This window comes from Bacteroides propionicifaciens DSM 19291 = JCM 14649 (genome assembly GCF_000375405.1).
GTDB classification, from domain to species: domain Bacteria; phylum Bacteroidota; class Bacteroidia; order Bacteroidales; family Bacteroidaceae; genus Bacteroides_E; species Bacteroides_E propionicifaciens.
Genome location: NZ_AQWS01000020.1, coordinates 39,306 through 52,980 on the forward strand (window position 1 = coordinate 39,306; position 13,675 = coordinate 52,980).

Consider the following 13,675-nt stretch of genomic DNA (forward strand, 5'->3'; position numbering starts at 1 on the left):
GATCTAATGAGTCAGGCAAGCTAAAGCTATACTATTGTATTTAGTTTGAGCTGAATCACTACGTGATGTAATAATTATAGGGCAATCTGTACCCATTAACAGACCTGCCATTTCGGCTTGGCCAAATAGAGTTACACTCTTATAGAAGACATTAGCCGACTCAATACTTGCAAAGAGAAGAGCATCCGCCTGCCCATTCAAGGGGGATTCAATTCCTTTTATTGCAGCAGCTTCGGAGCTACATGCTGTAAATAAATCCAATGGCCCATCGAGTACTACCTTACCAAAAGCTCCAGTTTTGGACTCTTGAACAAGTTGCTCACATTCCAGACTATAGGGGAATTTAGAGTCAACCTTTTCGGTAAAGTGCACTAACGCAACGCGAGGAACTTCTAAACCAAACTTATGACAAGTATTTACCATATAACCAAGCATTGCCCTTCTTTGTTCAAGCGTTGGGTAGGGAATTACAGCCGCATCCATAAAAAAAAGCAAATGCTCATAAGTCGGTATTTCAGCTAACGAAAGATGAGTCAAAACACGCCCACTGGGTAGCAGACCTGTATGCTTGTTTAACACCACACGCAGTAGATTATCGGTGTTAATTATTCCCTTCATTAAGATGTCAGCTTTACCCTGATGAATTAGCTCTACAGCCTGCTTAGCTGCCTGATCAGCATCTGATATGTCAATAAACTGTACCGAATCGGGAAATTCGGAGAATATAGGGTACGATTCTACCTCACTTTTTGGACCCACCATGATGACCTCAATAAAACCTTCACGGATGGCAGCTGAAATTGCTTCTTGCGAGTGCGAATCGACACCGCAAATTAGGGCTACCCGTTTTTTTATTTTACTAGCCTTAAGACAATCAACCACCATCTTAAAGTTTTTCATAATATCCATAATTTTAGCTATGTTTTAAACAAATATCTAAAAAATAGACGAATTAACCTTTACGATTACGATATTTCTCTTTGCTATAGTAACTTGCATAGGAGTATCCGAAAATGATACTTTGTAATTTAAGCGATGTAATAGAGGGTTAATCAAGCCCTAAGAACGTTTCACTGAATTAAGCATGAGTCAAATATTACCAACTCCACTACAAGTAGGAGACAAAGTACTAATCATATCCCCGGCAGGTAAAATTGATAAATTACTACTCAAGGGGCTCAAAGATCGTCTTCTAAAGTGGGGGCTATTCCCTATCGTTGGGAAGCATGCTGCAGCCAAATCAAGCTCATTTGCAGGAACAATAAAACAACGATTAGCCGATTTACAATACGGCTTAGACAACTCCCTAATAAAAGCTATATTTTGTAGTAGAGGGGGGTATGGCTGCATACAACTCATAGATAAATTAAACTTTACGAAATTCAAGAAAAGCCCCAAGTGGCTAGTTGGGTTTAGTGATATCACTGTGCTACACTCATTATTCTTAACCCAAGGCTATGCATCCTTACATGCACCTATGGCTAGGCATTTAACGGTTGAGCCCAAAGACGATATAGCTGCTGCACTGATGCAGAAGGTACTATTTGGCAGCCCACTAAACTACCTCTTCAAAGCACATAAACACAATAAAGAAGGAGTTGCTCGAGCAGTTTTAAAAGGTGGAAATCTCTCCATACTTGAGAGCTTGAATAAAACACCGCTTGAAACAACCCCCGAAGGAACTATTTTATACCTAGAGGATGTCAACGTAAGTCCAAACACTGTACAACGCATGTTCTATCAACTTAAGCTTAGCGGAACACTGGAAAAACTCTCGGGTCTAATTATCGGCCAGTTCACCGACAACTTCAGCAGTTCAAATATTAGTAAAGAGGTGTATAAAGCCATATATCCAATCATTAATGAATTATCATGCCCCGTATGTTTTGATTTCCCCATTGGCCATGCAACACAGAACTACCCCTTAATAAATGGAGCAACTGCTGAACTACGAGTAAGCAAGAACACAGTAGAACTGATTTTTGAAGCATAAAATTCATCTATTTGAATGAAATTAAGTAAATTTGAGCATCTTCAAAAATGTAAGTATGAATAAAATAAGTAAAACCTTTATCATAGGACTACTTCCTATGGCACTTCTAGCCTGCGGTAATAGCAACAAGAAAGCCAATAGTGAAGCAGCTGATTCAAATGCTTTAGGGGCAGAAAAAGAGATTCAAGTGGAAATTCCTGCTTTTGATGCCGATAGCGCATACCATTATATTGACAAGCAAGTGAGTTTTGGACCTCGAGTACCAAATACTAAAGCTCATCAAGCTTGTGCCGATTATTTAACATCTCAACTCGAAGCGTTTGGAGCTGTAGTGTTTCGTCAAGATTTCGATGCTATAGCCTACGATGGCACGATTCTCAAATCAAGTAATATCATTGGAGCGTATAATCCCGAATCTAAACGCAGAATAGCGTTATTTGCACATTGGGATACTCGACCTTGGGCAGACAACGATCCAAACCCCAAAAACCACCATAATCCAGTACTTGGAGCCAACGATGGTGGAAGTGGTGTAGGTGTTCTGCTCGAAGTGGCTCGCCAGATCAATATCAAACAACCTGCATTAGGAATAGATATTATCCTTTTTGACGCCGAAGACTACGGCTCACCAACCTTTTACAAAGGAGTGCAACGTGAAGATCATTGGTGTCTAGGCTCACAATATTGGAGTAGAGTGCCACATGTACCCAACTATACAGCTCGTTTCGGAATCTTGCTCGACATGGTCGGTGGTAAAGATGCTACATTCTACCAAGAGGGTTATTCTCTCTACTTTGCGAAGAAACTAACCAAAAAGGTTTGGAATAAAGCCCACCAATTGGGTTACAATAAATATTTCATTGACCAAGAAGGAGGTACCATTGTTGATGACCACCTGTTTGTGAACAAAATCACCAACATAAAGACCATCGATATTATCCCTTACTTCCCTAATAATGAACAATCAAGTTTTGGAGATGTTTGGCATACTGTAAATGACGACATGGAGCATATCAGTAAAGAAACACTCAAAGCAGTAGGGCAAACTGTTCTAGCTGTTATTTATGAAGAAAAATAAAAAGACTATGACAATAGAAGAATTGCAAGAAGAAGTTATAGAAGAATTTAGTGACTTTGACGATTGGATGGATCGCTACCAACTCCTAATCGACCTAGGAAATGATGTTCCACCTTTGGACCCAAAGTATAAGACAGAACAAAACCTTATTCAGGGATGTCAAAGCCGAGTATGGTTACAAGCCGACTTAGTGGACGGTAACATCATTTATCAAGCCGAGAGCGATGCTTTAATCGTAAAGGGAATTGTAGCACTATTAATGCGTGTACTCTCGGGACATACCCCCGATGAAATACTTAATGCCAACTTACATTTTATAGATGATATCGGCCTTAAAGAACATTTATCGCCTACCCGCAGCAACGGATTACTTGCTATGGTTAAACAGATGAGAATCTATGCATTGGCCTTCAAAGCAAAACAAGAATCAGCACAATAAAACTAAAAGAGCAATGAATTAAATTTTTCATTGCTCTTTTTGATTATATCAATTCCTCATTTTTTTGTTTGAGATGTCTTGACCGCAGCGACAGTTTTTTTGCTAAAAGAACAAAGACAAGGAGCAAAAATAGAGCAATATAAATGCCCCAAGGATGATTCAGTGAAAACAACTGGTCTTCGATGAAGTCGATATTTTCACCCTTTTCTTGACTCAAGTAAAGTGCAAGAACAAAGTATCCATTATTAAAGATATGAAGTAGGGTTGAAGGTACAATACTTCCCGACTGATAGTAGAGCCAACCAAACACAAGGCCCAACAAGGTCGCACCTAAAATCTGCACAGGCTCACCGTGCAAAGAGCCAAAGACAAGTGATGAAATTAGCACAGCTATAATCGGCTTGGTTTGTTCAGAAATAGCCTCAATCATAACTCGTCTAAAGATAAGCTCTTCAACAATAGGCACAAGAATTACCACACCAAATATTCCAATAAAACCCGAATCCAAAATAAACTTGCTTTTCTGAAGTAAATCTGCTTGAGAATCGACCAGTGCAGATAGCACAAAGCTATTTAAAACTATACCCAAAAAACCTAGAAAAATAAGTCCAATGCAGAAGAGCAAAGGTAAAGATCGGATCCGATCGGGAATTCCACGAATGGGTCTCCAAAAATAGAGGGCTATTAAGATAATTATCGAACTAATTAAGGTCGTATACCCCAATAGGATTCCGTTACTCAGCACTACATCAGGTTCGGACCCAAATATAGCCTCATAGCCAACACGAAATAAAACAATGACTATAAACTTAATAGCAACAAACAAAACAAGAGCTAAAATAGCTTTTCCCCAACCTTTCATGTAGCCTAGTATTTTATCCTATAAAGAAATCAATTATCATAACACGACCAAACAAAACAGGCTTATTAGTCAGCCTGAGACAGCTTCTCAACAGCCAAACAATCAATATGAAGTTGCTCTACTAGCGCATCAAGAGATGCAAATTTAACCTCATCACGGAGTCGCTTTTTAAATAATAATGTCATCTGCTGATCGTAAATATCACCTTTAAACCCTAATATATTAACTTCAATACTGCGCATGGCAAAGTCATCTACAGTGGGGCGGTTACCTATATTAAGCATACCCCAGTATAACTTATCGTCCCTATCAAGAATCACTTGAACAGCATAAACACCATCTTTAGGGACAATCTTCTCACTGTGATCGACACGAATATTTGCAGTAGGGAAACCTATTGTACGACCCAGTTGTTTGCCCTTTATTACAGTTCCTCTTAAGCTATAAGAATAACCTAGTATAGGCTCCACAAGCTCAATTTCACCTTGCTGAATATAATTACGAATAAGAGAAGAACTCACATCTACCGAATCGGCAGGCAAAGCTTCAGCCTGAACAATATCTATTCCCAACTCACGCCCATAACGACAATAATCCTCAAAACCTTCAGAGCGGTTATAACCAAAGCGATGATCGTATCCGATGATTAAGACTTTAACATTAAACTTATCAAGCAGAATTTGCTCCATAAATTCCTTAGCCGTAAGTTTTGATAAACCTAGAGTAAACTCCACCAAAAAGCAATAGTCAATTTCAGTATGCCTAAGCAGGTTTAGTTTTTCGTCAATAGGGGCCAGCAAAGGAATTTTTCTTTCAGGAAAAATAACCTCAGTAGGCGAAACAGGAAATGTTAGCAAGGCAGACTTCAACCCTCTTTGTATAGCCACACGCTTAACTTGGTCTATTAAATAGATATGACCACGGTGGACACCATCAAAGAAACCAATACTTGCCACACATGGCTGGGGCAAAACAGTTGATTGATTATCTATAATTAGCATAAATAGTTATTCAATATTAAATAAGAAACTCCAATCCTCGTTGAGTTTGGGTGTATATGTAAGCATCCCAAGTTTTTCAGCAGCATCGGTATTTTCTTTTTTGTCATCTATGAAAAAAGTTTCAGCAGCATCAATATTAGCATCACTCAAAACAAACTCAAAGACACTTTCCTCAGGTTTGCATTTCTGTAAACGAAAAGAGAGGTACTCGTGTTCGAAAAAATCTTCATGGGTAAAGCCTTTGTACCGAAAGAGATTTTCCAATGCCCATTCCCAATGAATCGTATTTGTATTGCTAAGCAGATAAACAATAAGATGTGACCTAAGTTCAAGAAGCAAATCGAGTTTATATTCAGGAATATCAATTAGCATGGCATTCCAAGCAGAATCAATTTGTTGATCGCTGGCTTCACTGAGAATAGGATAAAGCAGACGCAAACGATCTCTAAACTCAATATCACTAATTGCACCACATTCAAATTGGTGGTAAATAGTCATAAAATCGGGGTTAGAGAACATCTCTTCTGCCCCAGAAACTCCTAAGGCTTTAAAATATTGAACCGTTCTATTCAAATCGGTATTAATTAAAACACCACCTAAGTCAAAAACAACATTACGTATGCTACTATTTACCATGCTTACTTTTTATTTTTCAGTCGACCAATAAGTCGTACACCTTCACCAATCCACAAGATTAGCGATGTAATTCCTATGATTTGAAACCATGAAGAGGCAGTTAAAGGTACGCAGCGAAATACTGCACCACCATACTCAACAATAAACCATTGTCCAACTGCTATTAGCAAAGCTACAAATAAAAAGGTACTTGACGAGAGTAAGCCCTTAAATGTTGATGCGGTAGTTCCCAACACCCGCATGTTAAAAAGGTTCCAAAATTGCAAAAAGACAAAGAAAGTAAAGAAGTAAGTCAGGTCATAGGTTGTTAAACCGCCCGGCTGAACCTTAAAGTAATAGAGCATCCCCAATAAAACAATCAAGAAAGATAGACCCACACCAAGAATAACACCAGCCATAGACTTAGTAATGATAAAGTCGGAAGGCTTACGAGGCTTATCCTCCATTACACTTTTACTAGGTGGTATGGAGGCCAAAGCTAAAGCCGCAAAAGTATCCATGATTAAGTTGACCCAAAGCATCTGCGTGATGGTTAAAGGCAATTCGGAACCCGTAAAGCCACCAAACAATACAATCAAGAGAGCTAGCAGGTTTATAGTGAGCTGAAACACAATAAAGCGTTGGATATTTTTGTAAAGCGAACGTCCCCACATAACTGCCGTCCCGATACTATTAAAAGAGTCGTCAAGCAAAGTTATATCACTGGCTTCTTTGGCCACCGCAGTACCTGAGCCCATAGACAGACCCACTTGGGCAAAATTAAGGGCAGGAGCATCGTTAGTCCCATCACCCGTTACAGCAACAACTTTATCGTTTTCTTGAAGTAAACGCACAAGACGTTGTTTATCTGATGGTCGTGCACGCGACATGATTTTCAAATCTAATACAAGTTTACGAGCCTCATCTTCAGATAACTTCTCAAAATCGGGACCTGTTATACTCGCTGAATCAGATGTGTCATCTTTCCATAGACCAATCTGACGACCAATTTCACGGGCGGTCACTAGTGTATCTCCCGTAACCATTTTAATATCAATTCCTGCCGACTGGCAAGCAGCTACTGCTGCAGGCACTTCGGGACGAACAGGGTCCATAATGCCTACATAGGCAAGTAGATCCATATTGCTATAAAGTGATAGGTCTTTAAGGTCTAAGGAAACATTACTGGGAAGCTCCAAAACAGCAAAAGCCAACGTTCGCATGGCCTTCGACTGAAGATCAATAAGCTGCTTTTCAGCCTTTGCTCTGTCTTGAGCATCAATATTACAATAGGCTAAAACTACTTCGGGTGCCCCTTTTATAAAGAGTAAATTCTTGTCGTTTTCACCCTTAGCCAGCGTTGCCATAAACTTTCTTTCGGTCGAGAATGGAAGCTGATCTACTATTTGGTGTGTTGAGCGAAGCTCAGCATAATCTTGCCCCTGCTCTTCGAGCCAATGCAAAAGTGCAACCTCAGTAGGGTTACCAATACCTTGCGAACTACCATCCTCATGTGATAGATATGCAGTTGAGTTAAGTGCCATATTTTTAAACACCAATCTTTTATCCGCTTCAAAATCGGGCATAAAGGTTGATGAAGAGACTCTCATCTTATTCTGGGTTAATGTTCCTGTTTTATCTGTACAAATCGTAGTAATAGCCCCCATCGTTTCGCAAGCATGCATCTTACGCACTAAGTTGTTAGTGCGGAGCATTCGCTTCATGTTAAGCGCCAAACTCAGCGTGACACTCATGGGTAATCCTTCGGGAACAGCCACAACCAATAAGGTCACAGCAACCATAAAGTATTTGAGAATAATCTCAAATACCTTGAGGTATTGATCCCAGCCAATTAAGTTTTGAGTCTGGAAAAAGAAGTAGAGATCGCGAGCCGTAAAGATTACAAACACAGCAGCTGAAATGGTGAAACCAATTTTACCAATCAGCTTAGCAAGCTTAGTAAGTTGTTGTTTTAATGGTGTCTCTATTTCACTTTTTTCGTTGGTGAGTTCTGCCACCCTGCCAATCTCAGTATCATCACCAATCTTATCAACCACAAAAGCACCATGCCCATCAAGCACCATAGTACCTCGCAATACACGATTGGATGGATAAGTAGCCTCCTCTTCAAAATGAGCCTCATCGGTGAACTTGTAGATCAAAAGCTCACCAGTTAGAGACGATTCGTTAATCTGCAAGGAGACAGCCTCTAGCAAATAACCATCGGCAGGAACCTCCTCGCCTTGCTCAAGCAATACCACATCACCAATTACAATATCCTTGCGCTCAACTTGTTGAACACGACCATCACGAACAACCTTAACCAAGACCTCCTCGCCAACAGCGTTAAGGATCTCAAACTTACGGTTGGCATCGTATTCAAAATAGAAACCAATAGTAGTTGCCAATACAACAGCAGCAAGGATACCGATTGTTTCGATATAATCGTTATGGATATAGGATATGATAAGAGAGAAGAAAGCCGCAACAAGAAGAATCTGAATAATTGGATCTTTGAATTTATCCAAATAGAGTTGCCATAAAGAGACTTTTTTAGGGGGAGTTAAGAGATTATTTCCAAACTTTTGTCTATTTTGGTTTACCTCATCCGAGGTTAGACCCTGCTTAAGCAAGTGTTCTGCTTCGTTCATAACTGGCAAATAAAATGTTTTGTGATAGACAAAAATACAATTTATCTTTAGCATAAGAACTATACCTAATCATAATATTAGTATATTTGAATAGGCAAAAACTGCATTTATAAATGTTTTTAATGATATTACTAAATTTCACAGAACATAAATGCCGTTACATTGTTAGAATCAATATAAGTATTACAAATTAATTTGACAGATTATGAAAAAGTACATTTGCGTAGTGTGTGATTATATTTATGATCCAGCTGAAGGCGATCCAGATTCAGGCATCGAGCCAGGAACAGCTTTTGAAGACATTCCAGAAGATTGGGTTTGCCCATTATGTGGAGTTGGAAAAGAAGATTTTGAACCACACGAAGACTAAAACACAAAAAAGCCCTTTATCATACAGATAAAGGGCTTTTTTGTGTAGTAGAGAAATATAACTATGTTTGTTTATATTAATCTCTTATCTCTCAAATCACCACTGGCTTCAACTACATTAACTACATAGTCGCCAAGTTTTTCGCACTCGCCCACTAAGTCCATATAGTAAACTCCCGTCTGGTAATCGTACTCTTTGTTGTTAACATCGAGTATGTTTTGATTCTTTAATTGATTACGGTAGTTGTTAATCTCAGTTTCGATGTTGTACGATTTGTTGATGTCAGCACTTGTATAATGATCGTCTTTCTCAAGAACAATAATCATCTGAGTTATAGCATCGTTAACAAGCTTCATCATGAAATGTATATGCTGGTATTGCTTATCGGTGAACTCAGTACCAGCCTGACGTTTGCGATTAATGGTTCTAGACAAATTGTAGCAGCTATCACCAATACTCTCAATCTCAGTCACCTCACGCAACATTGTACGGATTCTAAGCTTACTTTCGGAACTCAATCGACCCTCCGAAACCTGATTCAGGTAATTGGCAATCTCTAGCTCCATGTTGTCGCTAATATTTTCATACTTTTCAATTCGGCTATAGAGTATATTGAAATCCTCGTCTTTTTCGGTATGCAAGAGTTCCCTGACCATACCATACATGCGATGGATTCGCTCAGCAAAAAGATGAATCTCTTTGTGCGCCTGAAGTATAGAAAGTTCTGCTGTCGATAACATACCACCCGTAATAAAGCGTAGTCTTGGCTCGTCTTTGTCGTCCTCTTTGGGGCGAATAAAGAAGCAAACCGTCTTCTCAATAAGTTTCACAAACCAGATTAACACCAAGACATTGCAGATATTGAACATGGTATGGAAGGCCGATAGACGATAAGAAGTCAAAGTCACATTGCTAATAGATGATGAAGTCAAGTGGTCAACCACCCAATCTACAACTCCCATAAATGGATAAAACAGAGCTAACCCCCAAATCACACCAAAAATATTGAATACGAGATGGGCTAAAGCGGCTCGCTTAGCCTGTGTATTGGCAGTAAAAGCGGCAAGATTCGCCGTAATGGTTGTACCAATATTTTCACCTAACACTAGTGCAGCACCAAGCTCAACACTAATCCAACCATTGGTACACATAATCAATGTTATGGCCATTGTGGCCGAAGAAGACTGAACAATTACGGTAAGAATACTACCAATTATTAAGAATAATATAATAGAAAAGAATCCCATGTCTGTATAGCTCTGTACGAACGCTAACATTTCGGGATTCTGTGACAAATCGGGGGAGTTTGTTTTCAAGCTCGTAAGCCCCATAAATAAGAATGAAAAACCAAAAAGAAACTCTCCTACATATTTCTTGTTTCCTTTGTTTGAGAAGATCAGAGGGAGTGCAACAGCCAATATAGGTAATGAGAAAGCACTCATGTCGACACTAAACCCTCCAATAGAAATCAGCCAGGCGGTGACGGTGGTTCCAATATTGGCACCCATAATCACACTAATCGACTCAGTTAAGCTCAGAAGCCCAGCGTTAACGAAACTTACTACCATTACAGTAGTTGCTGATGAAGACTGAATAAGAGCTGTTATCAATACTCCCGTTAACATTCCTGTTACACGGTTGGTTGTCATAGCTGTTAAGATACTTCTCAGTCGATCTCCAGCAAATTTTTGTAACCCTTCACTCATTATCTTCATCCCATATAGGAATAATCCCAGGGAACCAATGAGTTGTAATAAATCCTTAAATGAATAATCCATCTACTATTTCAATTGATGATTTTTGCTATTCAAGCAATATTTCTCTACTTTGGCTTACATAACATCTAAAATCAGAGCATATGAAGCAATTGGTGCAAATATATTGTAAAAATAACAATATCTATAAAGAATTCCCGATAGGTTCTTCACTTTTGGATATTTATAGGGGTTTTAAATTAGATTTCAAGTATCCTGTAGTAAGCGCAAAGGTAAATAACCGAATTGAGGGGCTCAGATATAGGGCTTACAATAATAAGGATATTGACTTCTTAGACGCAACCAACTCATCTGCTATGCGAACCTACGTTCGCTCACTCTCTTTTGTTTTGTATAAAGCTATTACCGAATTATTTCCCGAGGGAAAACTTTTTGTAGAACACCCTGTTTCGAAGGGATATTTCTGCAATATAGAGATTGGTAGAGAGGTTCAGATTGATGATATCGCTTTGATAAAAGTCCGAATGCAGGAAATTATAGATCAGGATCTCCCTTTTTATCGAAAAGAGGTAAGAACCACGGATGCTATTGCACTTTTCGAAGAAGAGGGAATGCACGATAAGGTAAAACTCCTAAAAACTTCGGGAGCAATCTATACCTACTATTACGAACTGGGAGGTACAAAGGATTATTACTATGGAAGTTTACTACCGAGCACAGGTGCATTAAAGGTTTTTGACCTAATCAAATACTACGACGGGGTATTACTAAGAATTCCCAATAGAGATAACCCCTTTGAGATTGCAGAACTTACTAAGCAAGAAAAGATGTTTAGTGTATTCAAAGAATACTTAAGTTGGCAACGTATTATGGGTGTACGCACCGTAGGTGATATGAATATCGCTTCGAAAAACGGACATACCACCGACCTGATAAATGTAGCCGAAGCACTGCAAGAGAAAAAAATAGCTCAGATTGCCGATGAAATTCATTGTAGAGGTAAAAAAGGCAAGCCCGTGCGCGCAGTTTTGATTTCTGGTCCTTCGTCATCAGGTAAGACTACATTTAGCAAGCGACTTTCTATCCAACTTATGACTAACGGTTTAAAGCCAGTAGCCATTTCGCTCGACAATTATTTTGTAGAAAGAGACGAAACCCCAAAAGATGAGAATGGAGATTTCGACTACGAATCTCTATATGCCTTAGACCTTGAGCTGTTCGACCAACATCTTCAAGCCCTAATTAGAGGCGAGAAGGTAGAACTTCCCTCTTTCAATTTCCAAACAGGAAAGAAAGAGTATAAAGGAGATACCCTACAGCTCAAAGAGAACATGATTCTGATTCTTGAGGGAATCCATGCACTTAACCCGAGCTTGACCGAGCATATCAAACGAGAAGACAAATATATGGTTTATGTTTCGGCACTGACTACCATCTCTCTTGACGACCACAACTGGATACCCACCACTGATAATCGTCTGCTTAGACGTATTGTTCGTGATTATAATTACAGAGGCTATTCAGCAGAAGAGACCATATCGAGATGGAAAAGTGTTAGAGCAGGAGAAGATAAATGGATTTTCCCCTACCAAGAGAATGCAGATGCCATGTTTAATTCAGCACTTATCTTCGAATTGGCCGTAATCCGTCGCTATGCTGAACCCATACTTATGTGTGTGCCACAAAGTGACCCTGCCTACTCGGAAGCATATAGGTTGTTGAAGTTCTTGAACTTCTTCTACCCTATCCAAGATAAACAAATCCCCCCTACCTCACTACTTCGTGAGTTCCTAGGAGGAAGTAGCTTCGAATATTAACATCTAGCTAAGCAACTAAAAACGACTTACTCGTTTAGGGTCTCCCACTAGGGAGTCTGTCCTAAACGAGTAAGTCGTTTCATTTATATATTATATTTTTATTATGAAAAAAGAGTGGATCTTCAAATTTAGCATCTATATTTTATTGATAATTGCAAACGTGATTATTTTGTTTTCAGGATTGCAAAATCCTAATTTTGGTCTAACAATAGGTGTCATAATAATAAGTTTGACTTTATTTACAATAGGTCGAATTAAAGAATTGAATTCATGGGATTTATATTTATCGTATATCCTCTGCATTATAGCAATTGTCTTTAATTTGTTTCAATTGGTTTAGAAAGAAAAGACTTCTACCTCAAACGATGATCTTTCTGACAAAAACAGGAATGTAATGATCTCTGTGGGTTATATGTTTTAAGCGGACACCCTTTCATAAAGTGTGTAAGTTAAAACAATCGGCCCAGGTAACAACTTTACCTGGGCCGTTGTTTTATAATAAAAAACTTAGACATGTATGTAAGCAGAAGATTTAATCCCCGATGAGTTCTTTAAACAGTTCAAAATAGGTGAATAACTAAACAACTTCCTTAGTCCATTCAAAAGCGAGGTATAGAGAAAATACTAGAGGGTGAGCTGGATGCTCATTTAGATTATGATAAGCATGGTAGAGGGACGAGAAAACGTTATTATATCTCTTTATGCCAAAGGGATGAGTNTTTCAGATATAGAAGAGCAAATTAGAGAAGTCTATGATTTTGATGTTTCCTCAGCCACGATTTCTCGTATCACAGATGCTGTTACTGCTGATATTNTAGCTTGGCAAAATAGACCCTTAGAGCCCGTATATCTTATCGTTTGGATGGATGGCATTGTTTTTAAAGTCAGAGAGGGCTCTAAAGTGATTAATAAAACCATTTATATTNCTGTGGGATTAAGACGAGATGGGCTTAAAGAAGTACTGGGTCTTTGGCTGGGTAAAAATGAGTCCTCAGCCTTTTGGATGAGTGTTTTAACTGATTTAAAGGCTCGTGGTACAGAAGATATCTTAATTACTGCAACGGATAATTTAAATGGCTTTACAGAAACTATTCGTACGGTTTTCCCTGAATCTAAGACACAGATTTGTATCGT

The 13,675-nt window shown here is 38.9% G+C and carries 11 protein-coding genes and 1 pseudogene; 6 read left to right on the forward strand and 6 right to left on the reverse strand.

Annotation, left to right across the window (positions count from 1 at the left end; genetic code table 11):
- Window positions 1-3 precede the first annotated feature (3 nt).
- Window positions 4-909, reverse strand: coding sequence for a phosphate acyltransferase (locus B091_RS0107515; RefSeq protein WP_018109399.1), 906 nt, complete (start codon window positions 907-909; stop codon window positions 4-6).
- A 175-nt stretch (window positions 910-1,084) separates the two neighbouring features.
- Between B091_RS0107515 and B091_RS0107520 the strand changes: the two genes are divergently transcribed.
- From B091_RS0107520 to B091_RS0107530, 3 genes are read left to right on the forward strand one after another with little or no spacing between them, the layout of a single operon-like run.
- Window positions 1,085-1,993, forward strand: a complete 909-nt coding sequence (locus B091_RS0107520; RefSeq protein ID WP_018109400.1) for a S66 peptidase family protein — start codon at window positions 1,085-1,087, stop codon at window positions 1,991-1,993.
- 55 nt (window positions 1,994-2,048) lie between these two features.
- Complete coding sequence (locus tag B091_RS0107525; RefSeq protein ID WP_018109401.1) at window positions 2,049-3,071, forward strand: M20 family metallopeptidase; 1,023 nt, start codon at window positions 2,049-2,051, stop codon at window positions 3,069-3,071.
- A gap of 7 nt (window positions 3,072-3,078) precedes the next feature.
- The gene (locus tag B091_RS0107530) at window positions 3,079-3,510 is read left to right on the forward strand and encodes a SufE family protein (protein ID WP_025069418.1); all 432 of its coding nucleotides are present in this window, start codon (window positions 3,079-3,081) and stop codon (window positions 3,508-3,510) included.
- 43 nt (window positions 3,511-3,553) lie between these two features.
- Here B091_RS0107530 and B091_RS0107535 read toward each other — a convergent pair whose 3' ends face one another.
- The 4 genes from B091_RS0107535 to B091_RS0107550 all read right to left on the reverse strand — a co-directional run bounded on the left by B091_RS0107535 (window position 3,554) and on the right by B091_RS0107550 (window position 8,639).
- Window positions 3,554-4,372, reverse strand: coding sequence for a CPBP family intramembrane glutamic endopeptidase (locus B091_RS0107535; protein WP_018109403.1), 819 nt, complete (start codon window positions 4,370-4,372; stop codon window positions 3,554-3,556).
- Window positions 4,373-4,437: 65 nt separating this feature from the next.
- Window positions 4,438-5,373, reverse strand: a complete 936-nt coding sequence (ribF, locus tag B091_RS0107540) for a riboflavin biosynthesis protein RibF (RefSeq protein ID WP_018109404.1) — start codon at window positions 5,371-5,373, stop codon at window positions 4,438-4,440.
- A gap of 6 nt (window positions 5,374-5,379) precedes the next feature.
- Window positions 5,380-6,009: an HAD family hydrolase gene (locus B091_RS0107545; RefSeq protein ID WP_018109405.1), complete on the reverse strand. Its 630-nt coding sequence runs from the start codon at window positions 6,007-6,009 to the stop codon at window positions 5,380-5,382.
- 2 nt (window positions 6,010-6,011) lie between these two features.
- Window positions 6,012-8,639, reverse strand: a complete 2,628-nt coding sequence (locus tag B091_RS0107550) for a calcium-translocating P-type ATPase, PMCA-type (RefSeq protein ID WP_018109406.1) — start codon at window positions 8,637-8,639, stop codon at window positions 6,012-6,014.
- A gap of 205 nt (window positions 8,640-8,844) precedes the next feature.
- Here B091_RS0107550 and rd point away from each other — a divergent pair, with 205 nt between their 5' ends.
- Entirely contained in the window at window positions 8,845-9,009 is a 165-nt protein-coding gene (rd, locus tag B091_RS0107555) for a rubredoxin (RefSeq protein WP_018109407.1), read from the forward strand.
- 71 nt (window positions 9,010-9,080) lie between these two features.
- Here rd and B091_RS0107560 read toward each other — a convergent pair whose 3' ends face one another.
- Window positions 9,081-10,787, reverse strand: a complete 1,707-nt coding sequence (locus B091_RS0107560; protein WP_018109408.1) for a Na/Pi cotransporter family protein — start codon at window positions 10,785-10,787, stop codon at window positions 9,081-9,083.
- Between the two features lie 80 nt (window positions 10,788-10,867).
- On the opposite strand from B091_RS0107560, the gene B091_RS0107565 reads away from it, so the two are divergent.
- Both B091_RS0107565 and B091_RS11925 read left to right on the forward strand, forming a co-directional pair.
- Window positions 10,868-12,541 (forward strand): nucleoside kinase, encoded by a 1,674-nt coding sequence (locus B091_RS0107565; protein WP_018109409.1) that lies wholly within the window; start codon window positions 10,868-10,870, stop codon window positions 12,539-12,541.
- A gap of 535 nt (window positions 12,542-13,076) precedes the next feature.
- Window positions 13,077-13,675 (forward strand): annotated as a pseudogene (locus B091_RS11925) (IS256 family transposase); the annotation flags it as partial.

Bases quoted from the DNA above. Each gene is read 5' to 3' on its own strand.
- B091_RS0107515 (WP_018109399.1), bottom strand. From the start codon at position 909: ATGGATATTATGAAAAACTTTAAGATGGTGGTTGATTGTCTTAAGGCT.
- B091_RS0107520 (WP_018109400.1), top strand. From the start codon at position 1,085: ATGAGTCAAATATTACCAACTCCACTACAAGTAGGAGACAAAGTACTA.
- B091_RS0107525 (WP_018109401.1), top strand. From the start codon at position 2,049: ATGAATAAAATAAGTAAAACCTTTATCATAGGACTACTTCCTATGGCA.
- B091_RS0107530 (WP_025069418.1), top strand. From the start codon at position 3,079: ATGACAATAGAAGAATTGCAAGAAGAAGTTATAGAAGAATTTAGTGAC.
- B091_RS0107535 (WP_018109403.1), bottom strand. From the start codon at position 4,372: ATGAAAGGTTGGGGAAAAGCTATTTTAGCTCTTGTTTTGTTTGTTGCT.
- ribF (WP_018109404.1), bottom strand. From the start codon at position 5,373: ATGCTAATTATAGATAATCAATCAACTGTTTTGCCCCAGCCATGTGTG.
- B091_RS0107545 (WP_018109405.1), bottom strand. From the start codon at position 6,009: ATGGTAAATAGTAGCATACGTAATGTTGTTTTTGACTTAGGTGGTGTT.
- B091_RS0107550 (WP_018109406.1), bottom strand. From the start codon at position 8,639: ATGAACGAAGCAGAACACTTGCTTAAGCAGGGTCTAACCTCGGATGAG.
- rd (WP_018109407.1), top strand. From the start codon at position 8,845: ATGAAAAAGTACATTTGCGTAGTGTGTGATTATATTTATGATCCAGCT.
- B091_RS0107560 (WP_018109408.1), bottom strand. From the start codon at position 10,787: ATGGATTATTCATTTAAGGATTTATTACAACTCATTGGTTCCCTGGGA.
- B091_RS0107565 (WP_018109409.1), top strand. From the start codon at position 10,868: ATGAAGCAATTGGTGCAAATATATTGTAAAAATAACAATATCTATAAA.